The 22,291-nt window shown below is 65.5% G+C and carries 19 protein-coding genes and 2 pseudogenes; 6 read left to right on the top strand and 15 right to left on the bottom strand.

What is annotated here, in order from left to right; all coding sequences use genetic code 11:
- Positions 1-116 precede the first annotated feature (116 nt).
- The 3 genes from hisD to ADJ79_RS05360 all read right to left on the bottom strand — a co-directional run bounded on the left by hisD (position 117) and on the right by ADJ79_RS05360 (position 4,310).
- A complete protein-coding gene (gene hisD / locus ADJ79_RS05350; protein ID WP_050715096.1) occupies positions 117-1,433 on the bottom strand; it encodes a histidinol dehydrogenase in 1,317 nt (438 codons plus the stop codon).
- A 458-nt stretch (positions 1,434-1,891) separates the two neighbouring features.
- On the bottom strand, positions 1,892-3,670 hold the full coding sequence (locus ADJ79_RS05355; RefSeq protein WP_082203077.1) for a SulP family inorganic anion transporter: 1,779 nt from the start codon (positions 3,668-3,670) through the stop codon (positions 1,892-1,894).
- Between the two features lie 94 nt (positions 3,671-3,764).
- On the bottom strand, positions 3,765-4,310 hold the full coding sequence (locus tag ADJ79_RS05360; RefSeq protein ID WP_050715097.1) for a Dps family protein: 546 nt from the start codon (positions 4,308-4,310) through the stop codon (positions 3,765-3,767).
- 194 nt (positions 4,311-4,504) lie between these two features.
- Between ADJ79_RS05360 and ADJ79_RS05365 the strand changes: the two genes are divergently transcribed.
- The gene (locus ADJ79_RS05365; RefSeq protein ID WP_050715098.1) at positions 4,505-5,191 is read left to right on the top strand and encodes a DUF2242 domain-containing protein; all 687 of its coding nucleotides are present in this window, start codon (positions 4,505-4,507) and stop codon (positions 5,189-5,191) included.
- 332 nt (positions 5,192-5,523) lie between these two features.
- Here ADJ79_RS05365 and ADJ79_RS05370 read toward each other — a convergent pair whose 3' ends face one another.
- The 3 genes from ADJ79_RS05370 to ADJ79_RS14065 form a co-directional block, all read right to left on the bottom strand.
- Positions 5,524-6,186, bottom strand: a complete 663-nt coding sequence (locus tag ADJ79_RS05370) for a hypothetical protein (RefSeq protein WP_050715099.1) — start codon at positions 6,184-6,186, stop codon at positions 5,524-5,526.
- Between the two features lie 9 nt (positions 6,187-6,195).
- Positions 6,196-7,551 (bottom strand): aminopeptidase P N-terminal domain-containing protein, encoded by a 1,356-nt coding sequence (locus ADJ79_RS05375; RefSeq protein WP_050715100.1) that lies wholly within the window; start codon positions 7,549-7,551, stop codon positions 6,196-6,198.
- 225 nt (positions 7,552-7,776) lie between these two features.
- A complete protein-coding gene (locus ADJ79_RS14065) occupies positions 7,777-7,923 on the bottom strand; it encodes a hypothetical protein (protein WP_156304040.1) in 147 nt (48 codons plus the stop codon).
- Between the two features lie 48 nt (positions 7,924-7,971).
- Here ADJ79_RS14065 and ADJ79_RS05380 point away from each other — a divergent pair, with 48 nt between their 5' ends.
- A complete protein-coding gene (locus ADJ79_RS05380) occupies positions 7,972-10,164 on the top strand; it encodes a TonB-dependent siderophore receptor (protein ID WP_050715101.1) in 2,193 nt (730 codons plus the stop codon).
- A gap of 85 nt (positions 10,165-10,249) precedes the next feature.
- Here ADJ79_RS05380 and phnE (ADJ79_RS05385) read toward each other — a convergent pair whose 3' ends face one another.
- From phnE (ADJ79_RS05385) to ADJ79_RS14070, 5 genes are all read right to left on the bottom strand, one after another.
- Entirely contained in the window at positions 10,250-11,068 is an 819-nt protein-coding gene (gene phnE, locus ADJ79_RS05385) for a phosphonate ABC transporter, permease protein PhnE (RefSeq protein ID WP_050715102.1), read from the bottom strand.
- A complete protein-coding gene (gene phnE, locus ADJ79_RS05390) occupies positions 11,061-11,861 on the bottom strand; it encodes a phosphonate ABC transporter, permease protein PhnE (RefSeq protein ID WP_050715103.1) in 801 nt (266 codons plus the stop codon). Before phnE (ADJ79_RS05390) ends, phnE (ADJ79_RS05385) begins: the two co-directional genes overlap by 8 nt.
- Positions 11,849-12,646: a phosphonate ABC transporter ATP-binding protein gene (phnC, locus tag ADJ79_RS05395; RefSeq protein ID WP_050716438.1), complete on the bottom strand. Its 798-nt coding sequence runs from the start codon at positions 12,644-12,646 to the stop codon at positions 11,849-11,851. Before phnC ends, phnE (ADJ79_RS05390) begins: the two co-directional genes overlap by 13 nt.
- 184 nt (positions 12,647-12,830) lie before the next feature.
- A complete protein-coding gene (gene phnD / locus ADJ79_RS05400; RefSeq protein ID WP_082203078.1) occupies positions 12,831-13,850 on the bottom strand; it encodes a phosphate/phosphite/phosphonate ABC transporter substrate-binding protein in 1,020 nt (339 codons plus the stop codon).
- Between the two features lie 267 nt (positions 13,851-14,117).
- Complete coding sequence (locus tag ADJ79_RS14070) at positions 14,118-14,579, bottom strand: hypothetical protein (protein ID WP_156304041.1); 462 nt, start codon at positions 14,577-14,579, stop codon at positions 14,118-14,120.
- Between the two features lie 23 nt (positions 14,580-14,602).
- On the opposite strand from ADJ79_RS14070, the gene ADJ79_RS05410 reads away from it, so the two are divergent.
- The 4 genes and pseudogenes from ADJ79_RS05410 (at position 14,603) to ADJ79_RS05420 (ending at position 18,613) form a co-directional block, all read left to right on the top strand.
- A complete protein-coding gene (locus ADJ79_RS05410; protein ID WP_156304042.1) occupies positions 14,603-15,250 on the top strand; it encodes a hypothetical protein in 648 nt (215 codons plus the stop codon).
- A gap of 15 nt (positions 15,251-15,265) precedes the next feature.
- A pseudogene (locus tag ADJ79_RS05415) lies at positions 15,266-16,585 on the top strand (TonB-dependent siderophore receptor); the annotation flags it as partial.
- A 460-nt stretch (positions 16,586-17,045) separates the two neighbouring features.
- Positions 17,046-17,138: pseudogene (locus ADJ79_RS14075) on the top strand (IS5/IS1182 family transposase); the annotation flags it as partial.
- Positions 17,139-17,317: 179 nt separating this feature from the next.
- Positions 17,318-18,613, top strand: a complete 1,296-nt coding sequence (locus ADJ79_RS05420; protein WP_050715107.1) for a Glu/Leu/Phe/Val dehydrogenase — start codon at positions 17,318-17,320, stop codon at positions 18,611-18,613.
- Between the two features lie 294 nt (positions 18,614-18,907).
- Here the strand turns inward: ADJ79_RS05420 and ADJ79_RS05430 are convergent, their stop codons facing one another.
- From ADJ79_RS05430 to ADJ79_RS05440, 4 genes are all read right to left on the bottom strand, one after another.
- The gene (locus ADJ79_RS05430) at positions 18,908-20,089 is read right to left on the bottom strand and encodes an acetyl-CoA C-acyltransferase (RefSeq protein WP_050715109.1); all 1,182 of its coding nucleotides are present in this window, start codon (positions 20,087-20,089) and stop codon (positions 18,908-18,910) included.
- A 128-nt stretch (positions 20,090-20,217) separates the two neighbouring features.
- Positions 20,218-20,931: a carbonate dehydratase gene (gene can, locus ADJ79_RS05435; protein ID WP_082203079.1), complete on the bottom strand. Its 714-nt coding sequence runs from the start codon at positions 20,929-20,931 to the stop codon at positions 20,218-20,220.
- Between the two features lie 5 nt (positions 20,932-20,936).
- Positions 20,937-21,125 carry a hypothetical protein gene (locus ADJ79_RS14080; RefSeq protein WP_156304043.1) on the bottom strand — a complete coding sequence of 63 codons (189 nt, stop codon included), beginning with the start codon at positions 21,123-21,125 and terminating at the stop codon, positions 20,937-20,939.
- A gap of 164 nt (positions 21,126-21,289) precedes the next feature.
- Complete coding sequence (locus ADJ79_RS05440) at positions 21,290-22,234, bottom strand: peptidoglycan DD-metalloendopeptidase family protein (RefSeq protein WP_050716440.1); 945 nt, start codon at positions 22,232-22,234, stop codon at positions 21,290-21,292.
- Positions 22,235-22,291 lie beyond the last annotated feature (57 nt).

The following is a 22,291-nucleotide window of genomic DNA, read 5'->3' on the forward strand; positions in this document are numbered from 1 at the left end:
AAGAGTCAAACGCGCCGAGGCCATGCCGTGCCTGGCTTGCGCTTTCGCGCCTGCGGCCAGACTTTGAACAGGCGCTGGAAAGCGCCCCCGGCCGCACGATGCCAATGGCGGGGGCTTTATTTCAGCCGCATTTGCGCCGCCCTGGCGTGGGCCTGCAAGCCTTCGCCGTGGGCCAGCACGCTGGCGATGCGGCCCAGCTTTTGCGCGCCGGCTTCGCTCACTTCAATCAGGCTGCTGCGCTTTTGAAAGTCGTACACCGACAGCGGCGACGAAAAACGCGCCGTGCCGCTGGTGGGCAGCACGTGGTTGGGGCCGGCGCAGTAGTCGCCCAGCGATTCGCTGGTGTATGCGCCCAGGAAGATGGCCCCGGCATGGCGCAGCAGCGGCTCCCAGCGGTGCGGCTCGCGGCTGGAGATTTCCAGATGCTCGGGCGCAATGCGGTTGGCGATTTCGCAGGCCTCTTGCATGCTGCGGGTGTGAATGAACGCGCCGCGCCCGGCTAGGCTTTTGGCGATGATGGCCGCGCGCGGCAAGGCAGGCAGCAGGCGCTGCATGGCCTCATGCACTTGCCGCATGTAGCTTTCATCCGGGGCAAGAAGAATGCTTTGCGCCAGCTCATCGTGCTCGGCCTGACTGAACAAGTCCATCGCCACCCAGTCCGGCGGCGTCGTGCCGTCGGCCAGCACGAGGATTTCGCTGGGGCCGGCAATCATGTCGATGCCCACTTGCCCGAACACGTGCTTTTTGGCGCTGGCCACGTAGGCGTTGCCGGGGCCGGTGATCTTGTCCACGCGCGGCACGCAGGCCGTGCCGTAAGCGAGCGCGGCAATGGCCTGCGCGCCGCCAATGGTGAAAGCGCGGCTCACGCCCGCCACGTGCGCGGCGGCCAGCACCAGCGCATTGCGCTCGCCGCCCGGCGTGGGCACGACCATGATGATTTCGCCCACGCCCGCCACGTGCGCGGGCACGGCGTTCATCAGCACGCTGGAAGGGTAGGCCGCCTTGCCGCCGGGCACGTAAATGCCCACGCGGTCCAGCGGCGTGACTTTCTGGCCCAGCAAAGTGCCGTCCTCGTCGCGGTACGAAGCGGTTTCGCCGCCCTGCTTTTTCTGCCACTCGTGATAGCGGCGAATGCGCGCGGCCGCCTGCTCCAGCGCCTGGCGCTGCGCGGCGGGCAGGCTCTCGAAGGCCGCCCGCAAGTCAGCCGCTTGCAGCTCCAGCGCGGCCATGCTGGCGGCGGGCAGCCGGTCAAACCGGGCCGTGAAGGCCAGCACGGCCTCGTCGCCGCGCGCGCGCACTTCGCGCAGGATGTCTTTGACGCGCTGCTCAATCGCCTCGTCCTGCTCGGCGCTCCAGTGCAGGCGTTCGGTGAAGCGCTCCTGGAAATCAGGCTGGGCCGTGGACAAAAACAAAGGCGAGGCAGTAGGTGACATGGCAGGCCGTATGCGGGTGAAAAGCAAAAGGCAATTGTCACACCCGGCCCAGGGAGCGGATTGCGGCCCGCCGCGAAAGGAGCGAATCGGAATAAAGCGGGGGCCATGAATGGAAGAAGCCGGGCGAGGGCGCATTATTTCGCTCCTTTATTCATAGCGTTACATCCTAGTAAAACCTGCGTAGAAGGGTATTTCTGCCCCTATCTATTTGCTCCTGTTTTTGTTATGAGTGACTGATAAAACCAAGCCGGGCAAACCTGGACGCGGCGTGCCATAGGCCTTGTCGGCAACAACTGTTTTGCCCGGCAGGAATGCGTCGGCGCCTTTCCCTTTCAAGTCGTGCGCTGCCTGGGCGTGGTTTGCGCCTCGCGCCCATCCTGATCCGCGCTTTTGCCCCTCACAGCCAGGTTCTGAACAGGGCCTGGGCGAAGGCCGCCCCGCATCCGCCTGCCGTTCACTCAAATAGCCAGGGCGGCCAGATCGGGCGGGCCTTGCTCCAGTTTGGCCAGGGCGGCCAGCAGCCGTGCTTCGGTGCGGTAGTGGGCGGCCAGCGGCTTTTCGCCCAGCACGCCCGCCGCGCGCAGCGCCTGCCGCACGGGGCGCTTGCAGCCCACCAGATGCCAGCCTATGCCGTGCGAGCGCGCCTGCACGAGCAGGCGCGTGAGGGTTTCCGCGCCCGTGGCGTCGAGCCGGTTGATGGACTGCGCCAGCAGCACAACGTGCTGCGTGCCCGGGCGCGCGGCCAGCATGGCGTCCACATACTGTTCAAATGAATTGGCGGTGGCGAAGTCCAGCGCTGCGTCCATGCGCAGCGCCAGGGTGTGCGGCGCCAGCAGGGGCAGGCCATAGGGGTGGCGGTTGCGCAGGCTGCCATCGGCATGCAGGCCCACTTCCACAATGCGCGGGTGCAGGCGCTGATAGACAAAGCGCGCCAGAGTCATCAGCACGCCGGCCAGCACGCCCCAGTAAAGCGCCGGGGCCGTGGCAATCGTCAGCGCCACCGTCAGCAGCGCCATCACGGCCTCCGCGCGCGAGACGCGCCACAGCCGCCGGTATTCACGCGGCTTGATCAGGCCCGCCACCGCCGCCACGATGATGGCCGTGAGCACCGCCTGCGGCACGTGGCGCAGCACAGGCGTCAGCAGCATGAAAGCCGCCAGCACGGTCAATACCGTGAACACGGCGGCCCAGCCCGTTTGCGCGCCCGCGTAAAGGTTGAGCGCCGAACGCGTGAACGACGTGCTGGTGCTGAAGCCCCCTGAAAAAGCCGAAGCCAGCTTGGCCAGCCCCTGGCCGATCAGATCCTGATCGCGCTGCCAGCGCACGCCCTTGCGGGCGTTGTCCACGCGGGCGCTGGCCGCCGTTTCCAGAAAACTCACCAGCCCCAGCACGAACATGGGCAGCACCAGATGCGAGAGGGCCGCCAGGCCCGGCCACTCGGGCAGCGCCAGCGTGGGCAGGCTGCGCGGCAGCTCGCCAATCACCGCGCCGCCGCCGGCCTCAAAGCCCGTCAGCCACGACAGGGCCGACGTCAGCATCAGCAGCGCCAGCACACTGGGAAAAGCAGGCCGCCAGCGCCGCACCAGCAGCAAAGCCGCCAGCGACAGCACGCCATACACCGCCGATGCGCCATGCCAGCCGCGCGCACTCAAACTGCCCCAATCCCAGCCCTCAAGCCCCAGCAAATGAGGCGCTTGCGTGGCAATGATGAGCGCCGCCGTGCCATGCGTGAAAGCCATGAGCACCGGCGTGCTCACCAGATTGAGCAGCCAGCCAAAGCGCGCCAGCCCCAGCGCCAGTTGCAGCGCCCCTGCCATGAGCGCCAGCCACACGGCCAGCAACACCCACTGCGCGCTGCCCGGCGCAGCCAGCCCTGTGAGCGAGGCCGACACCAGCAGCGACGACAGCGCCGTCGGCCCCACCGACAGCCGGGTAGATGCGGAAAACAGCGCTCCTGCCAGCGCGGGCAGCAAGCTGGCATACACCCCGGCGGCCGGGGGCATGCCCGCCAGCTGCGCATAGGCCACAGCCTGCGGCAGCATCATCATGCCCACGGTCAGGCCCACCAGCGCCTCGCTGCGCAACAGGGCAGGCGTAGGGCGCGGCCAAGCCAGAAAAGGCAGCAAACGTTGCAAGCGGAGTGGGTCAGACGCGGCGCTGGCGCTGGGGCCGGACGCCAGGCCTGCCGCTGGCCCGGCAGGCGGATCGTCTGGAGGGGATGCAGGCGCGGATGACATGGCGGGCCGTATGGTAGGGGCGCTTCAGAACCTGTTCAGGGTCTGGCCGTGCGAGGGGTGAAAAGCGCCGCCCCGGCGCCGCGCCAGTCAGCGATTACTGCTCTTCCAGCAGCGAGCGCAGCATCCATGCCGTTTGCTCATGCAGGGTCAGGCGCTGCGTGAGCAAATCGGCTGTCGGCTCGTCGCCCGCCTTGTCGGCCAGCGGGAACAGATCGCGCGCCGTGCGGGCTACGCCCTCGTGGCCTTCCACCAGGATGCGCACCATCTCCAGGGCCTTGGGCGGATGCGCGGGCGCGTCTTTCAGGCTGGCGAGCTTGCCGAACTGGGCGTAGGAGCCGGGCGCCACATGGCCCAGCGAGCGAATGCGCTCGGCAATCGGATCCACCGCGTTCCACAGTTCCGTGTACTGCGCCATGAACATGTCATGCAGGGAATTGAACAGGGGGCCCGTCACGTTCCAGTGGAAGTTGTGCGTGGTCAGATACAGCGTATAGGTGTCGGCCAGCAAATGCGACAGGCCGCTGGCGATGGCGGCGCGGTCTTTTTCCGAAATGCCGATATTCACGGCAGGCGCGCCGCCTGCTTTTCTGACGGCCTTGTCTGTGCTGGCCGAAGCGCTCTTGACGGTTTTCTTGACCATGAGAAATCTCCTGGAATGAAGGGGAAAAGAAGAAAGAAAAAGCCCGTTCTGAATAACAGGCATTCTCACTATATCCATCTCCTCTCCACCTCCTGGCAGCGCCTTGCCGCCGCGCCATTCCCGGGTTTCGTTACGGTCTGTTCACCCTGCCGCCTTACCATCGCCATTCCTGAAAAACTGCACGTGCTTGCCTGATGAAACTCTCTTGCCTGACATGGGGGCGGCGCCTGCCGGGGCGCCTTGCTGGCGTGGCGGCCAGCGCCTGGCTCGTGGCCGGGTGCGCTGGCGTCTCCGGCTCGCCCCCGGCGCTGCTGGACTACCAGCCCGAAGACTTCAGCGCCAACACCCATTCGCATCTGTTCGCCGCCACGCCCCAGCACACCTGCGAAGCTGCGCGGCGCGCCCTGCTCAGCCAGGGCTACGTGCTGGAAGAAGGCAAGGGCGGCAACGCCCAGCAGGTGGTGGGCCGCAAATTCTTCCAGCCAGACGCCAACTACCACGCCCAGCTTGAATTCCGCGTGGTCTGCGCCGCCTTGCAAGACAAAGACGGCCAGCCGCAGACCATGGCCTTCGCCAGCGGCCTGCAAGAGCAATACGGCCTGCGGCGCGTCAAGGACTCCGCCTCGCTGGGCGTGGGCGTGGCCTCGCTGTCGGTGCCGCTGGAAGGCGGGCACGACTCAATGGTCAAGATTTCCAGCCGCACCGTCACCCGCGCCCATCTGTACGAGCAGTTTTTCGATCTCATTGGCCGCTATCTGCCCACCGTGGCCGCTCCCGCGCCAGCCACGGCCATCGCGCCCGCCGCTCCGGCGCAGCCGCCCGCCGCGTCCGAAGTAACCAAGCCAGCCGCCGCCGCTGGCCCGGCGCAAGCCAGCCAGTGATGCGGCGCTGATTGCACACGTCAGGCGGCATCAAAAACAAGAGCAAATTTAGAGGCATAAAAACACCCGTTCGCGCAAGCTCCACTAGGACGTATTGCTATTTATAAAGGAGCAAACCCCTGCTGCCAGCCTGTCCACGCCGGTTCACTGCTCCTGTGCTTTGCCTCGCGCAGCGGATGGCAGGCGGTTTTTCAGAATCTGTCCACGGGCGCGGAAAGCGTGAACTCAGGCGCTCTGCTGCGTGGCAGGCCCTCGCGGGGTTGCTGGAGCAGCGTCTTGCAACCCATCCCCGAGCCGCCTTTTCGCCCTTCACGGCCCCGCTCTAAACAGTCTCAAGCCGCAGGCAGCAGCAGCGCCATGCGGTGCAGGGCTTCGCTGGCTTGCCGGTGGCCGTAGAGAAAGCCGGTGCGCGGCCACCATTGCCGCATTTCGCGCAGCATGGGCTGGCATTGGCCCAGGCTGAAGGGCTGCGGCGCTTGCATCAGGCACAGCACGTTGGGTGCGGGCGGGCGGCGGGCGGCCAGCACGAGGCGGGCCGTGGCGCTGGCTTGCAGGTTTTCAAAGGCGGCCTGCTGGCTGCCGCCTTCACCGTACAGGGCGATGAGGCGGCCTTGCGGCGCTGGGCGGGGCGGCGGCTCGCCAGCGGGTGTGTGCAGCCGGGCCATTTCAGCGACGCTGGCCCAGTCAAAGCCAATGCGGCGTCCCAACGGCGGCTCTGGCGAGTTGTCCGCCAGCGCGGTCAGCAGCGCCAGCACAGGCTCCAGGTGCTCATGGTGGCCGCACAGGTGCAGCGCGCGCACGCTTTCAATGGGCGAGTGCGGCAGCAGGCAGTCGCTGGGCAGCGATTCGGCCACGCCAATGGCGTGGCTGCGCATGGGGCGCGGGCACAGCAGAAAGGCGGTTTCATGCGGGATGCGGTCGCGCTCGGGCGGCCAGTCGAGTTCCGACACCAGCAGGACGTTGGGGTTTTCAAGCACGAAGGGCGAGGGGCGCATGGCGGGTCTTCAGCTCATCAGCTCTTCGATTTCGCTGGCCGCCACGGGCACGCCGCGCGTGAGCAGCTCGCAGCCTTCGGCGGTGATGAGTGCGTCGTCTTCAATGCGGATGCCGGTGTTCCAGAATTTTTCCGGCGCGGCGCTGCCGGCGCGCACGTAAAGACCGGGTTCCACGGTGAGAACCATGCCGGGGCGCAGAACGCGGCTGGGCAGGGCGCCATCGGCCTGGCGGGGCGCGCCTGGCTCGGCGTAGCTGCCGCAGTCGTGCACGTCCATGCCCATCCAGTGGCTGGTGCGGTGCATGTAGTAGGGGGCGTAGGCGCGGGCGGCCACGGCGTCTTGCACGCTGCCGTGCTGGCTGTGCGTGAGGATGCCCAGGTCGAACAGCCCTTGCGTGAGCGTGTGCACGGCGGCTTCATGCGGCTCATTGAAGCGCGCGCCGGGGCGGGTGGCGTCAATGGCGGCCTGCTGCATGGCCAGCACCACGTCGTAAAGCGCGCGCTGCGCAGCCGTGAAGCACCCGCTGGCGGGAAAGCTGCGGGTGATGTCGCTGGCGTAGCCGTGCAGCTCGCAGCCGGCGTCTATCAGCACCATGTCGCCCGGGCGCACGGGCGCGCTGCCGGCCGGGTAGTGCAGCACGCAGGCGTTGGCGCCGCTAGCGACGATGTTGCCGTAGGCCGGAAATTCGGCCCCGCTTTGGCGGAATTCGTGCAGCAGCTCCGCTTCCAGATGGTGTTCGCGCGCGTCCTGCCCCTGCCGCAGCATGGCGGCGCTGCGCTGCATGGCGCGAATGTGGGCGCGCGCGCTGATGGCGCAGGCGCGGCGGATCAGCTCCAGCTCGTGCGTGTCCTTGATCAGGCGCATTTCGTCCAGCGGGGCGCAGACGTCGTGCAGCTCGGCAGGCGCTGTCGCGCCCTGCCGCGCACGGGCGCGCACCTTGCCCAGCCAGCCCTCCACGCGCGCGGGCAGCCCTTCATGCACGGCAAAGGGAAACCACACGGCGCGGCGGTTTTCCAGCAGCGCGGGCAGGCGCTCATCCAGCTCGCTGATGGCGTGGGCCTCATCCACGCCCAGCGCGGCGGGCGCGGCTTGCGGGCCTAAGCGGATGCCCGTCCAGATTTCGCGCTCTTCATCCTTGGGCTGGCAAAACAGCACGCTTTGGCCTTCGCCCGTCAGCGCCAGCCAGCTGTCGGGTTCGGCAAAGCCGGTGAGGTAATAAAAGTAGCTGTCGTGCCGGTAGGGAAAGTCGCAATCGCGGTTGCGCAAGCGCTGCGGCGCGGTGGGAATGAGGGCCAGGGCCTCTGGCCCGATGTGCGCGGCCAGGCGGGCGCGGCGGCCGGCGTAAGGAGTGCAGGGAATGCTCATGGGAAACGGCAATGCGTGAAGTTTTGGGGCGGGAGTGTAAGAACCTGTGTGAAGCCCATCCAAGGGCGCGAAAAGCGCCGTCTCGCGAGGGCTTGAGACTCGCTCCCCAACCCAGTCCGTCACTCCTCATTGCCAGGCTCTGATGCGGCGGCGCTATCTGCTACGCCGGAAAAAGAAGAAAGAGGTGATCAGCTCTTTATTTCATAGCAAGAGGTCCTAGTGGAATCAGCGTAGAACAGCTTTTTCAGCCACTGGATTTGCTTTTTTTTGAACTGACGGAAGTGGGAACGGCGCGATCCCCCCTATGGCAGTGAAGCCGTCATAGGCATTGATTTCAAAGACAATATAAGAATCGTTTGCAATCATTTGCATTCAGATGCCGTTTTTCATCAACACATTGGCGCGCAAAGGAGTTTCGCCATGCCCATCCCATCCCATCCCATCCGGCGGCCTGCCATGCGCGCGGGCCTGATCGCTCTGGCGGCCTTGGGCTGTGTGCAGGCCGCGCAGGCGCAGACGGCGCGTGATGACGGCCAGGCCAGCGGCGGCGCAGCCGCCACTCTGCCAGCGGTGACGGTGCGCGAAAATGCGGCGCTGCGACCCATGGATCTGCCGCCCGCGCATGCCGGCCGGCAGGTGGCCAGCGGCACGCGGCTGGGGCTGCTGGGTAGCCGCGAGGTGATGGAAACGCCCTTTTCCACCATCAGCTACACCAGCGAACACGTGCAAAACACCCAGGCACACGGGCTGGCAGACGTTGTCAGCCGCACAGACCCGGCGGTGTTCAACAACGGCGCAACAGGGATGCTGCTTGAGAGCATGAGCATTCGCGGCTTCAACGTGGCGCACCGCGACATGGCCCTGGGCGGGCTGTATGGGCTGACGCCCTTTTACCGCGTGACGCCGGAGATGTTCGAGCGCGTGGAAGTGCACAAAGGGCCTTCGGCGCTGCTGGGCGGCATGCCGCCGGGCGGATCGGTGGGCGGCGCGGTCAATCTCGTGCCCAAGCGTGCGGGTAGCAAACCGCTGACGCAGCTGACGGGCGCGTTCATGAACGAAGGCCAGTGGGGCTTGCATGCCGACGTGGGGCGGCGCTTTGGCCCGCAGCAGGAATGGGGCGTGCGCTTCAACGCCGTCTGGCGCGACGGCAAAGGCCCCGTCAAGCCGCAAAAGCTGGGCGCGCGGCTGGCGGCCCTGGGCCTGGACTGGCGTGGCGCGCGGGCACGCCTGTCGGCCGATTTGTTCGAGTCGCGCGACAGCCTGGATGGCGTGAACCGGGGCATCAGCCTGGCACCGGGCGTGCCGCTGCCGCGCGCGCCCAACCCGCGCACGCTGCTGGCGCCAGACTGGACTTTTGGCAAGTCCAAAGACAGGGCCGTGATCCTGCGCGGCGAGTGGGACGTGACGCCAAACGTCACCCTGTGGGCCAATGCCGGGCAGGGCAAATTTGATTTCGATTCCATCGCCAGCTCCGTCTACAGGGTGGCCGACACGCAGGGCACGTTCATCAACGACTTCGCCCACCAGCGTGACCAGCGCGACCGGCGTGCGGCCAGCGCGGGGCTGCACGCGCGCTTTGCCACGGGCAGCGTGGCGCACCAGCTGGCGGCCAGCTTTGACTGGCAGCACGAGCAGCGTGAATTCGGCTTTCTGCTGCGCATGCTCTCCGCGCCGTGGGTCACCAACCTCTACCGCCCCGCATGGGGGCCTGAGGTCAGCCGCGCCTTCAGCAATGCGGCGCTGCCGCCGTCGGGCAACTCGCGCCTGTCCGGCTTGGCCGTGGCCGACACGCTCTCATTCGCCGATGGCCGCGTGCAGCTCACCGTGGGCGTGCGCCGCCAGAAGGTCAGCAGCGCCAGCAGCTCATGGTTCAACCCGGCCGCGCCGTGGACGTTCTACAAATCCAGCGCCACCTCGCCCGCCGTGGCCGTGCTGCTCAAGGCCAGCGAACAGGTGTCGGTGTACGCCAACTACATCGAAGGCCTGAGCGAAGGCCAGAGCGCCCCGCTGGGCACGGCCAATGCGGGGCAATTGTTCGCCCCCTACAAGACCAAACAGCACGAAATCGGCGTGAAACTGGCGCAAGGCGATCTGACGCACACCGTGGCGCTGTTTCAAATCAAACAGCCCAGCGCCTGGACCGACCCCGTGACCAACCGCTTCGCGGCCGACGGCCGCCAGCGCAATCGCGGCCTGGAGTGGAGCGTGACCGGCCAGCTGCGGGCTGGCCTGCGCGTGCTGGGCGGCGCCAGCTGGACGCAGGCCACCCTCACGCGCACCGCTGGCGGCGTGAACCAGGGCAAACAGGCCGTGGCCACGCCGCGCCGGCAAGCCAAGCTGGGGCTGGAGTGGGACGCGCTGCCAGGCCTGACGCTGGCGGGCAACCTGCGCAGCGCCTCGCGCCAGTACATCGACGCGGCCAACACGCTGCACACGCCCGGCCGCACCGTTTTTGATGTGGGCGCGCGCTACGTGCTCCCCACGGCAGGCCGCCGCGTCACCTTGCGCGCCGCTGTGCAAAACGTGACGAACAAGGCTTACTGGGCCGGCCAGCTCTACTCCGGCCTGGGCGCGCCGCGCACCGTGCTGCTGAGCGCGACGGTGGATTTTTGAGAGCCTGTTTGCAATCTGCCCGTTCGCGCTTTGCGGCCCATCCTGCCCCCACGCTTTTGCCTTTACGGCCAGCTGAACAGGGCCTTCAAATCACCCGCTTGCGCACCCACAGCACCAGCACTTCGGCGGCGATGACGACGGCGAAAATGGTGATGAGCACCAGCGCCACGCGGTCCCAGTAAAAGAGGTCGATGGCGGTGTTCAGCGCCACGCCGATGCCGCCTGCGCCCACCAGGCCGAGCACGCCCGATTCGCGCACGTTGATGTCCCAGCGCAGCAGCGCCACCGACCAGAAGGCGGGCTTGATGTGCGGCCAGTAGCCGTACCAGATTTGCGCAAAGCGCGTGGCGCCTGCGGCCTGCAAGGCTTCGATGGGGCCGCGCGGGGCCTGCTCCAGCGCCTCGCCCACGAGCTTGCCCACAAAGCCTACCGAGCGCAGCGCAATGGCCAGCATGCCCGCCAGCGGGCCGGGGCCGAAGATGGCCACGAACAGCAGCGCCCACACCAGCGAATTGACCGAGCGGCTGGCCACCAGCAGCACGCGCGCCACGAAGTTGAGCAGGCGGTTGGGCGTGACATTGCCCGCCACCATCACGCCCAGCGGCAGCGCCAGCGCCAGTGACAGCAGCGTGCCCAGCGTGGCCATGTGCAATGTTTCCAGCAGGGCGCTGCCCACGGCTTGCCCGAAATAGCTCCAGTCCACGGGCCACATGCGCCGGAGCATGTCGCCCATTTGCTCGGGCGCGTCGTAGAGGAATTCGGGAATGACTTCCACCGTGCGCGCGGCCTGCACGATGGCGGCCATGATGAAAAGGCCCAGCGCGTAGCGCAGCAGGCGCTGGCCCATGCTGCGCCGCTGCCAGGTTTGCGGCGCGGCGGCTGGCGTTGCGGCGGGTTCAGACATCGAGCGCCTTTCGCACGGCGTTTACCGCCACTTCACCCAGCACGATGATGGCGATGACCGTCGCCAAAATGGTGCAGACAAAACCGTATTCGTAGCGCAGAAAGGCCGAAAACAGCGCCCCGCCAATGCCGCCCGCGCCGACGATGCCCACCATCGTTGAATTGCGCAGGTTGGAATCGAGCTGATACGTGGCAAAGCCCACAAAGCGCGTTGTCACTTGCGGCAGCACGCCAAACAGCACCACGTTGGCAAACGAAGCGCCCGTGGCGCGGATGGCCTCGATGGGCTTGGGCGAAATCTCTTCGATGGCATCGGCAAACAGCTTGCCCACAAAGCCCACCGTGGCCACCACCAGCGCCAGAATGCCCGCCAGCGGCCCGAAGCCCACGGCCTTGACGAACAAGATGGCGCTGATCACCGGGTGCAGCGCGCGGCAGGCCGCAATCAGCGTTCTGCCAGCCAGCCGCAGCGGCGCGGGCGAGAGGTTGGCCGCCGCCATCAGCCCCACCGGCAGGCTCAGCGCCAGCCCGGCGGCGGTGGCCAGCACGGCAATTTGCAGCGTTTCCTTGATGCCTTGCCACAGCTCGTCCATCTTGCCCAGCTCGGGCGGGAACATGCTGGCCAGAAATTTCGCGCCTTGCCGCCAGCCGTCGGCCAGCCGCTCGCCCGATACGCCCATGTGCGCCAGGCTCCAGGCGCAGTAGGCGGCGGTGATGAGCAGCAGGGCCTTTTGCCCCGCGCTCCAGGAAAAGGGGCGGCGCGCGGCCCGTGCAGCCTGGTTCAGTTCAGCCATGCGCGGCCCCCGTAAATCGTGTTCAGGTGCTCGTCCGTCAGCTCGCCCGGCGCGCCGTCAAACACCACATGCCCGCCGGTCATGCCGATGATGCGGCTGGAGTAGCGGCGCGCCAGCTCCACGTCGTGAATGTTCACCATCACCGGAATGCCGCGCCGCACGCCCTGCTCGTGCAGCAGCTGGATGATTTCGACGGAGGTTTTGGGGTCGAGCGACGAAGTCGGCTCATCGGCCAGCAGCAGCGCGGGCTGCTGCATGAGCGCGCGCGCAATGCCCACGCGCTGGCGCTGGCCGCCGCTCAGGGCATCGGCGCGCTGGCTGGCAAAAGCGGCCAGGCCCACCACTTGCAGCAGCTCGAAGGCTTGCTGAATGTCGGCCTCGTCGAACTTGCGCCGCCAGGCGCGCCAGGCCGAGAGGTAGCCCAGGCGGCCGGTGAGCACGTTTTCCATCACCGTCAGGCGCTCCACCAGGTTGTATTCCTGAAACACCATGCCGATGCGCCGCCGCGCGCGCCGCAAATCGGCGCCCTTGAGCTGCGCCATGTCCACGGCCTGCCCGTCCGCTTGCAGCATGATTTTTCCCGACGTGGGGTCCACCAGCCGGTTGATGCAGCGAATCAGCGTGGATTTGCCCGTGCCCGAAGGGCCGATGATGCTGGTCAGCCCCGTGCCCTGCACGGCAAAGCTGATGGACTTGAGAACCGGCTGGCCGGGGCGGTATTCCTTGACGAGCTGCTCAATGCGCAGCGCGCCGCATGAAGATGGCGTAAGAGTCTGTCCGGTCATTGCAGACGCGATGAAAAAAAGCGGCCCGGAGGCGGCAGCACGCACTGCGGGCATCAAAAAAAGAGAGCGAATTCAGACGGGTAAAAATGCCGCCTCGCGCAGTTTCCACTAGGACATCATGCTATTAAGAAAATAGCGAAAATCCATGAAAAAGCCCGCCTGGGCGGGCCGTTGATCAGCCGCGTTACTTGCGGGCCGATTGGTTGTACGCATCGCGCGTGAACTTCTCGCCTGCCGCTTCGGCCACCGTGCGCACCAGCTCCCAGTCTTTCTGGTAGGAGATGGGCAAGAAGCGGTCGCCGCCCAGGCCCTTGGCCATTTCGGCCGGCGCGCGGTAGGCGAAAAAGCATTGCTTGATCTTTTCCTGCAATTCGGGCTTGAGGTTGTAGGCGTAGGCGTAGGCGTCGGTCGGGAACATTTCGCTGGTGTAGAGCACGCGGAAATCATCCTTGCCCACGATGCCCCGGTCGGTCATGTGCTCCAGCACGTCGCTGGCAACGGGGGCAGCGTCGTAATCGCCCGTTTTCACGCCCAGGATGGACTGGTCATGCTTGCCGGAATAAACCACCTTGTAGTCCGCATCGGGCGTGAGGCCAATCTTGGGAAAGAGCGCGCGCGGGGCCATGTTGCCCGAGTTCGACGACGGCGAGGTGTGCGCAATGCGCTTGCCCTTGAGGTCTTGCAGCTTCTGGTAGGGGCTGTCTTTGCGGACGATCATCTTCAGATACATGCCCACGGGGCCTTGCTCGTTGCCGCGAATGGCAAAAGGCACCGCGCCCGCCAGATTGACGGCGTAATTCACCGGCCCCGGCGAAAAGGCGGCCACATGCAGGCGGCCCGAGCGCATGGCTTCAATCTGCGCGGCGTTGGACTGCACGGGGAAAAACACCACCTTCTTGCCCACGCACTGCGCCAAATCGGCCATGAAGGGGCGCAGCAGCTTTTCGTACACCGCCGGGTCTTCCACCGGCGTGAAGGCAAACACCAGCGTGCTGGGGTCCTTGAGCTGGCGCGCATCAGTGGGCGTGTCGGCCACCAGGTCTTTGTTGGCGTCGCAGTACTGCGCGTCCAGATCGCCCCGGTGCGGGCAGGCATCGGCGGCATGGGCAGGGGCCAGCGCGGCCATGCCGCAAAGGGCGGCCAGCGCGGCCGCGCAAGAAGAAGCAAGGGAAAAAGCCCGGGGCTTGAAAGCAGTCAGGTTCATTCGGAAAAAACCGGGGAAAAGAAAAAAGGCGTGACTATAGGCCAGCGCATGAAACAGCGCACGCGCTGATACAGGGGCCGACACGGAAAGATCAGCGGACCGCTGTCATGCGGCCAGAAAGGCCGGTTTTTCAGTAAACGCCACATATTCAATCAGGTGAAAATATTTTTTTAATTTTCAAAATAGAATATCCAGTCCATTTATCTGGGATATTGTTGAAAATCAAATAAAACAATGCAAGACATCCCGCGCTTGATTTTTGAAAAATCAACTGTATTCCTGTTTGATATTTGGATGATGCTTGATTTTTTCCGTTTTCAAACCTTCATTCAGGAGATTGACTTCATTGCACCTCGCTCCCGCCCCGCGCCCCTGCGGCCCGCCCTGCGTCTGTTGGCCGCCGCCGCGCTGGCCGCCAGCGCGCCCGCCCTTGCGCAAGCCCAGGCCCATGCCCAAACACAGGCACAGGACCCGGCGCAGCAGCACGCGCAGCCGCACACCCGGCCTCAACCCCAAACGAAGGCTGAAGAAGAACAAACCGCCTCGCCAGAGCACACGATGCCGCCAGTCATCGTCCGGGCACGGCGCCTGGCGCGCGATGGCGTGTCCGAGAGCACGGCCTACACCACGCGCGGCGTGCAAGTGGCGGGCAAAACCCCGCGCGCCCTGCGCGAAATCCCGCAGTCGGTTTCGGTGTTCACCGAGCAGCGCCTGCGCGATCAGGCGCAAGTGGACGGCGCGCGCGTGCTCGAATGGATGCCCGGCGTGTTCAATGGCCGCTCACGCGAGACGGACTCACCCATCTTCCGGACTCACCCATCTTCTTGTCGCGCGGCTTTGCGCTCAACAACATCTCCATCGACGGCAGCCTGGCCGGCACCTCGTTCTGGCAAGCGCCTGGCGATTTGTCCGCCTATGACCAGGTGGAAGTGCTGCGCGGCCCCAATGGCCTGTTTTCAGGCGGCGGCTATGTGGGCAGCCCTGCCGGACAGATCAACTTCGCGCGCAAGCGCCCGCAAGACAAGCCGCACACGCAAGGCGAAGCGGCGCTGGGTTCATGGAAGCAGTACCGCGCCACCGTGGACGTGAACCGCCGCCTGCTGGCCGATGGCAGCCTGGGCGTGCGCCTGATCGCCAGCCAGGCCAATCGCGAATATTTCTTCCGCACCGCCCGCCGCAAAAACACCACGCTCTACGGCGTGGCCGAGTGGCAGCCGCTGGCTGCGCTCACGCTGACGGCGGGCATGGATCTGGAGCGCCGCCGCTCCATACCGTGGATCAACGGCCTGCCCTTGCGCGGCGACGGCGCCTTCCCCGGCTACTCGCGCCGCATGAGCACGGTGTCTCCCTGGTCGCGATGGGCCGGCGACACCCTGGGCTTTTTCACCGAAGCGGCCTAGCAGTTCCGCGACGGCTGGAAGCTCAAGGCCGCCTACAACTGGCGGCGCGAAGAAACAGACTGGGACTTCGGCTTTGTCAGCGGCGTGGCCAATCCGGTTCCGGGCAGCGCGCAAGTGCCGCTGTATCAGGACGCGCAGCGCCGCCTGGGCTCCAGAAACAGCCGCACGATGGATGTGACCCTGACGGGCGGCTTCGACTGGCTGGGCCGCCGCCACGACCTCATTGCAGGCATTGATTGGCGGTGGGAAAAGTCCCGCGAGATCAGACCCGTTGAATACGCCTACGAATCCCGCCCCACGCCCCACTACCCGGACAATCCCGTGCGCATCAACCCGGGCACGCTGGACATGACCGCGCCGTGGCGGCCCGCCATCTGGGGCCCCAGCGCCTGGTCGTTCACCCCTTCCAGAACCTGGGGCGCGCACGCCAGCCTGCGCCTGCGGCTGACCGACTCGGTTTCCAGCATTCTCGGCGGGCGCCTGAGCAGCTACCACTACGGCGGCCGCTTCAACCCCACCTACAACGTAGTGGGCAACGGGGCCTACCACAAGAGCCACATCTTCACCCCCTTCTTCGCGCTGAACTGGGACTTCAACCCCCACGCCAGCGCCTACGTGAGCTACACCGACATCTTTGATGTCAACAACGCCTACGACGCGCGCGGCAAGATGGTGCCGCCTACCACGGGCACGAACTGGAAGCTGGGGCTGAAAACGGAATGGATGGACAAGCGCCTGACCGGCTCTATCGCCCTGTACCAGACCGACCGCAAGAACCAGATCCGCCGCGACCCCAGCACGCCCTACCCCTGCCCGGCCTCGCCCATCAGCGACGATTACTGCTACATCGCCGACAACCGCCAGCGCGTGCGCGGCATTGAGCTGGAACTGGCTGGCCTGGTGCGCCCCAGCCTGAAAATAGCGCTGGGCGCAACCTTGCAACACCAGCGCTACGTCCGCAACCTGGACGGCAACGGCAACCCCAGAGATGCCGTCACCTGGAACGAACGCGTGCCCCTTCGCACCTTCCGCGCCTGGGCCGACTGGCGGCTGCCCGTGGCCGGCGGCGCATGGCGGCTGGGCGGCGGCGTGCGCGCCAACAGCAACTACTTTGTCGCGCGCTCTGCCAGCGGCCGCGTGCCCGCCGCCCGCGTGAGCCAGGGCGGCTACGCCATCTGGGACGCCATGCTGGCCTGGCAGCCCAACCCGCGCTGGAGCGTGCAACTGAACATCAGCAACCTGTTTGACAAACACTACTTTGCTGATGTGAACCTGAACCAGGTTTCCTACGGCGAGCCGCGCAGCTTCATGCTGACCGCGCGCATGCGGTTCTGAAATCACGTGCGCCTCATTCATTCCTCTGTTTGAGCCAACTGGCTCATCTCAGCCATGCAAGCGCAAGATTGGACGACAGATGCGCACACAAACACAAAAAAAGGAGCGAAAAAACAGACGCCAAAACCCGTCTTGCGCACTATCCACTAAGGCATCATGCTATGAATAGAGGAGCAAAATAAGCCGCACATGCAGTCGGCGCCAGCAGGGCGCTGACTGCGGTCACCGAGTCATCTGGCGCGATGCCCAGCGCACAGTGCCGGGCTTAGCGGCACCCAGCAAGCGAAACAGCGCGAAAACCACGGCATGTGAATCAGGCTGGCTCTGTCTTCGCGATGTCACCGCGCAAGCCCGCCCTCCCAGCGGCAGCGTCAAAAGGCGCTGGCTGTGCCGGAGTGCAGCCAGCACAGCCAGGGCTGCCTGCAAAGCCTGCTGCGCGATTGCGGCCACGCAGGTCAGTGCGCAGGACGTCAAAAACATCCTTGGCGAGCATGTGACGGTGCAGATAGCCAGGAGAGGCGAACTTCACGCATTCAAGGTGAAACCCAAGCGCTGAATCGTTGAGCTCTGCTTGGTCTGGCTGAAAATTTCTGGCTCTCTTGATCAAAGGCCTTTGAACAGGCTCCGAGCAAAGCAGGGCGCAGGAAGGCGCAAGACGCTGTTGCAAACCGTTAAGCTTCAAGCCCTTTTGTTTTTCTCAAGCCCTTTTGTTTTTCATTTCGGGAAGTTCGCATGACATCCAGCCAAACCGCCACTCATGCCTTGCCCTCGTACCTCAATCCAGAGCGTCTGGGGCCGTGGGGCATTTACCTCACGCAAGTCGATCGCGTCACGCCTTATCTGGGACCCTTGTCCAAATGGGTGGAAACGCTCAAGCGCCCCAAGCGCGCGCTGGTGGTGGATGTACCCATCCAGATGGATGACGGCAGCATCGCCCACTTCGAGGGCTACCGCGTGCAGCACAACACCAGCCGGGGCCCCGGCAAGGGCGGCGTGCGCTTTCACCAGGACGTGACGCTGTCGGAAGTGATGGCGCTGTCGGCCTGGATGTCCATCAAAAACGCCGCCGTCGGCGTGCCCTATGGCGGCGCCAAGGGCGGCATCCGCGTCGATCCGCGCAAGCTCTCGCAAGGCGAGCTGGAGCGCCTCACGCGCCGCTACACCAGCGAAATCGGCATCATCATCGGCCCGACCAAGGACATTCCCGCGCCTGATGTGAACACCAACGAAAAAATCATGGCCTGGATGATGGACACCTACTCCGTCAATCTGGGCGAAACCGCCACCGGCGTGGTCACCGGCAAGCCCATTTCGCTGGGCGGCTCGCTGGGCCGGCGCGAAGCCACGGGCCGGGGCGTGTTCACCGTGGGCGTGGAAGCTGCCCAGCGCCTGGGCCTGAGCGTGCCCGGCGCGCGCGTGGCCGTGCAAGGCTTTGGCAACGTGGGCGGCATTGCGGCCAAGCTGTTTGCCGAAGCGGGCGCGCTCATCGTGGCCGTGCAAGACCACGGCGGCAGCATCGCCAATGCCAAGGGGCTGGATGTGCCCGCCCTGCTCGCACACGTGGCGCAAACCGGCAGCGTCGCGGGCTTCAAAGGCGCTGAAGCCATGGATGCCGCCGATTTCTGGGCCACCCCTTGCGACATCCTCATTCCCGCCGCGCTGGAAGGCCAGATTACCGCCGCCAACGCCGGGCAAATCAAGGCCAAACTGATTGTGGAAGGCGCCAACGGCCCCACGGTACCGGCCGGCGACGACATTCTGAAAGACAAGGGCGTGCTTGTCGTGCCCGACGTCATTGCCAATGCAGGCGGCGTCACGGTCAGCTACTTTGAATGGGTGCAGGACTTCTCCAGCTTCTTCTGGACGGAAACCGAAATCAACGAACGCCTGGTGCGCATCATGAAAGAAGCCTTCACCAGCGTGTGGGACGTGGCCCAGCAGCACAAAGTCACGCTGCGCACGGCCGCCTACATCGTGGCCTGCACGCGCATCCTGCAAGCGCGCGATCTGCGCGGCCTCTACCCCTGAAGCGCAGCTGGCGCATCGCACGCCAATGACGAAAAAACGGGGCAGCAACATCCGCCCCGTTTTTCATTTCAGCCAGGCATCCGAATACTCAATTGCTCAAGTGCCTTGGCGCAGCCTGAATGGGCTGTCATGAATGCCGGGAGCGACTTTGGAAGCCTGTTTGCAATCTGCCCGCGCGAGGTCAAGTCACTCACCGCGAAGCGCCGAAACAGAAAAGAAAAAGCGGCCTCAAGGGCCGCTTTTCTCATCAAACGCGCCTGTCCCTATTCAAAAAAAAGCAGGCGCGCCAGTGGCTTACAGCAGTTCCAGCGCCATGGCCGTGCCTTCGCCGCCGCCGATGCACAGCGTGGCCAGGCCTTTTTTCAGGCCGCGCTTTTTCAGCGCATAAAGCAGCGTGACGATGATGCGCGCGCCGCTGGCGCCAATCGGGTGGCCCAGCGCACAAGCGCCGCCGTTGACGTTCACTTTGTCATGCGGCACTTTCAGCTCGTGCATCAGCGCCATGGGCACCACGGCGAAGGCTTCGTTGACTTCCCACAGATCCACATCGCCCACTTGCCAGCCGGCTTTTTTCAGCGCCTTTTCGCTGGCTTGCACGGGGGCGGTGGTGAACCAGCCCGGCTCTTGCGAGTGCGTGGCGTAGCTGACGATGCGCGCCAGCGGCTTGCAGCCCAACTCCTTGGCACGGCTTTCGGTCATGAGCACCACGGCGGCTGCGCCGTCATTGATGCTGGAGCTGGCGGCGGCGGTGACGGTGCCGTCTTTTTTGAAGGCGGGCTTGAGGGTGGGGATTTTTTCGGGCTTGATGCGGCCCGGGCCTTCATCGGTGTCCACCACGCGCTCGCCTTTGCGGTCTTTGATGGTGACGGGGGTGATTTCTTCCTTGAACGCGCCCGAGGCGATGGCGCTTTGCGCGCGCTGCACGCTGGCCATGGCGAAGTCATCCTGCATTTGCCGCGTGAAGTTGTACTTGGCGGCACAGTCTTCGCCGAACAGGCCCATGCTGCGACCTTCTTCGTAAGCGTCTTCCAGGCCATCGAGCATCATGTGGTCATAAATCTTGTCGTGGCCCAGGCGGTAGCCGCCGCGGGCTTTTTTGAGCAGGTAGGGCGCGTTGGTCATGCTTTCCATGCCGCCAGCCACCACCACGCTGGCAGAGCCTGCCTTGATGGCGTCAGCGGCCAGCATGACGGCCTTCATGGCCGAGCCGCAAACCTTGTTGAGCGTGGCCGCGCCCGTGGAGATGGGCAGCCCGGCCTTGATGGCGGCTTGCCGTGCGGGCGCTTGCCCCTGGCCGGCGGTGAGCACATTGCCGAAGATGACTTCATCGACTTGCTGCGGCTGCAGCCCCGCTTTTTCAACGGCAGCCTTGATGGCCACGCCGCCCAGTTCGTTGGCGGACAGCGGAGTGAAGTCGCCCTGGAAGCTCCCCATCGGGGTGCGGGTGGCGGAAACGATGACGATGGTTTCACTCATGAGAGAGTCTCCTTTCAGGTACTTGCAAAACGCCGCTTGGGCCGGGGCGCGGGCGGCTTGGAATCTGTCTGCCACCGGCAGCGGTGGCATGGCAATGCGGGGCGCAAACAGGTTCTCGCCGGGAATTGTTACCGTTTTTGAGGTGCGCCTTCCTGCGAAACATCAAGCGAAACGTCAAGCCTTGGCGGCCGCGCACACGGGTAGCGTTGCAGGGCGGCGCGGTAAATCTGCCCGGCGTCTTCGGCGCAGCTCATGGTCACTCCCAGGTCTTTGACCTTGCCGTCTTTCAGGCCGTAGCACCAGCCATGCACGCAAAGCGGCTGGCCGCGCTTCCAGGCGTCTTGCACCACGTTGGACTGCGCCACGTTGAAGGCTTGCTCAATGGCGTTCATCTCGCACAGCGCATCTTCCTGCTCGTGGCGGCACAGGCTGGCCAGGCGTGCGTAGTGACGCATCTTCACGTCGCCAATGTGACGCAGCCAGTTGTCGGCCAGGCCCACGCGCTGCCCGTGCAGGGCCGCCAGCACGCCGCCGCAGCCGTAGTGCCCCACCACCATGATGTGCTCCACCTTCAGATAGTCCACCGCGTACTGGATGACCGAGAGGGCGTTGAGATCGGAGTGAACGATGACATTGCCCACATTGCGGTGCACGAACACCTCGCCCGGCGCCAGCGCCACCACCTGATTGGCGGGCACGCGGCTGTCGGAGCAGCCAATCCACAGGTAGCGCGGGCTTTGCTGCTTGGCCAGCTGCTGGAAAAAGCCGGGCTGCTGGCGGCTCACGCCCTCGGCCCAGGCGTGATTGGCGTCAATGAGATGCTGAAGGCTGGAAGAAGTCATGGCAGTCAATCCTGCCCCAAAGTGTTGGCCTTTGCTGCCCGCTTGGGAATGCCGGAAATCCCTACTGCGGCTTGATGCCGCCCGCTTGCCATCAACCCGCACCGCAGATCCAGATTGGGCAGCAGACGGGCAAAGCCGGATTGCGCAGCGGCTCTGCAACAGTCAAACATCATCAAAAACAATAGCGAATTCAAGGGGCCTGAAATGCCTCTTGCGCAGTTTTCACTAGGACATCATGCTATGGATAAAAGAGCGAAATATCGCCATTCATCCAAGTCCGGCTGTGCCTTGGCCGCATGAAAAAGGGCGCTGCCAGCGCCCTTTGACGTCGTGAAAGAGGCCGCGCGGCCAGCGGCACTCAGCGCGCGGGCAGGTAGCGCAGGGGATCGACCAGCTTGCCGTTGTTGCGGATTTCAAAGCGCAGCATGACGCGGCTGGCGTGGCTGTCGCCCATTTCGGCGATGCGCTGGCCTTTCTTGACAGTCTGCTTTTCCTTCACGAGCAGGGCGCGGTTGTGGGCGTAGGCGCTGATGACGGCGTCGGTGTGCTGCACGATGAGCAGATTGCCGTAGCCGCGCAGGCCCGCGCCGGCATACACGACCTTGCCGTCGGCGGCGGCCACGACGGGGTCGCCCGCCTTGCCGCCGATGAACAGGGCCTTGCCCTTTTCGCCCGCACCGCCGCTGATGACCGCGCCGCTGGCGGGCCACATGAAGGAGACTTTCTCGTCCAGCGCGCCGGCCTGGCTGGCCGTCTGGGCCGTGGCGGCGGGCGGAGAAACCGGCGGGGGCGTCATGGCGGCAGGCGTCACGCCCGGCGTGGTCTGCGTGGCCACGGCCACGTCGCCAGCAGCCGGGGTGGTGGTGGTGGTGGTGGTGGCGGGCGGCGTGGCGCTGGCGTGCGCAGGCGCTTTGGCGGGCGGCAGAACGCGCAGAACCTGGCCGATTTCAATCACGTCCGGGTTGGGCAGCTGCTGGTTCCAGCGGATGATGTCGCGCCAGTCCTGGTTGTATTCGGCGGCGATCTTGCGCACCGTTTCGCCTGGGCGGACGGTGTGGTAGCCGGGCTTGCCCGCGTTTTCGGCACCGGGCAGGGTGGAAGGATCGACCGCGGGGGTGGCGGCGGGCGCGGCGGCCGCGCCCGTGCCGCCGGGCTGCGCGCTCCACGCGCCGGGCAGGGTGACGTTGGCGCCGGAAGCGCGCGGCGCGCGCGTGGTGGAGCAGCCGCTGATGGCCAGCGCGGCGGCCAGCGTCAGCGCCGCCCAGGCCCGCGTCGTGTGAGTGCTGCGTGTGAGAAGAACCATGCTGGATTTCCTTTGTTCGGTGGGGCCGCCTGCCGCCGCCTGCATGGGGCGGGGCAG

It is taken from the genome of Ottowia sp. oral taxon 894, from assembly GCF_001262075.1.
Lineage (GTDB): Bacteria > Pseudomonadota > Gammaproteobacteria > Burkholderiales > Burkholderiaceae_C > Ottowia > Ottowia massiliensis.

Excerpts from the sequence above, each read along its gene's own strand:
- phnE (WP_050715103.1), bottom strand. The coding sequence starts at position 11,861 with ATGGCTGAACTGAACCAGGCTGCACGGGCCGCGCGCCGCCCCTTTTCC.
- ADJ79_RS05420 (WP_050715107.1), top strand. The coding sequence starts at position 17,318 with ATGACATCCAGCCAAACCGCCACTCATGCCTTGCCCTCGTACCTCAAT.
- phnC (WP_050716438.1), bottom strand. The coding sequence starts at position 12,646 with ATGACCGGACAGACTCTTACGCCATCTTCATGCGGCGCGCTGCGCATT.
- ADJ79_RS05380 (WP_050715101.1), top strand. The coding sequence starts at position 7,972 with ATGCCCATCCCATCCCATCCCATCCGGCGGCCTGCCATGCGCGCGGGC.
- ADJ79_RS05365 (WP_050715098.1), top strand. The coding sequence starts at position 4,505 with ATGAAACTCTCTTGCCTGACATGGGGGCGGCGCCTGCCGGGGCGCCTT.
- ADJ79_RS05440 (WP_050716440.1), bottom strand. The coding sequence starts at position 22,234 with ATGGTTCTTCTCACACGCAGCACTCACACGACGCGGGCCTGGGCGGCG.
- ADJ79_RS05355 (WP_082203077.1), bottom strand. The coding sequence starts at position 3,670 with ATGTCATCCGCGCCTGCATCCCCTCCAGACGATCCGCCTGCCGGGCCA.
- phnD (WP_082203078.1), bottom strand. The coding sequence starts at position 13,850 with ATGAACCTGACTGCTTTCAAGCCCCGGGCTTTTTCCCTTGCTTCTTCT.
- ADJ79_RS05430 (WP_050715109.1), bottom strand. The coding sequence starts at position 20,089 with ATGAGTGAAACCATCGTCATCGTTTCCGCCACCCGCACCCCGATGGGG.
- phnE (WP_050715102.1), bottom strand. The coding sequence starts at position 11,068 with ATGTCTGAACCCGCCGCAACGCCAGCCGCCGCGCCGCAAACCTGGCAG.
- ADJ79_RS05370 (WP_050715099.1), bottom strand. The coding sequence starts at position 6,186 with ATGCGCCCCTCGCCCTTCGTGCTTGAAAACCCCAACGTCCTGCTGGTG.
- ADJ79_RS05410 (WP_156304042.1), top strand. The coding sequence starts at position 14,603 with ATGGATGCCCGGCGTGTTCAATGGCCGCTCACGCGAGACGGACTCACC.
- ADJ79_RS05360 (WP_050715097.1), bottom strand. The coding sequence starts at position 4,310 with ATGGTCAAGAAAACCGTCAAGAGCGCTTCGGCCAGCACAGACAAGGCC.
- ADJ79_RS14065 (WP_156304040.1), bottom strand. The coding sequence starts at position 7,923 with ATGCAAATGATTGCAAACGATTCTTATATTGTCTTTGAAATCAATGCC.
- hisD (WP_050715096.1), bottom strand. The coding sequence starts at position 1,433 with ATGTCACCTACTGCCTCGCCTTTGTTTTTGTCCACGGCCCAGCCTGAT.
- ADJ79_RS05375 (WP_050715100.1), bottom strand. The coding sequence starts at position 7,551 with ATGAGCATTCCCTGCACTCCTTACGCCGGCCGCCGCGCCCGCCTGGCC.
- can (WP_082203079.1), bottom strand. The coding sequence starts at position 20,931 with ATGACTTCTTCCAGCCTTCAGCATCTCATTGACGCCAATCACGCCTGG.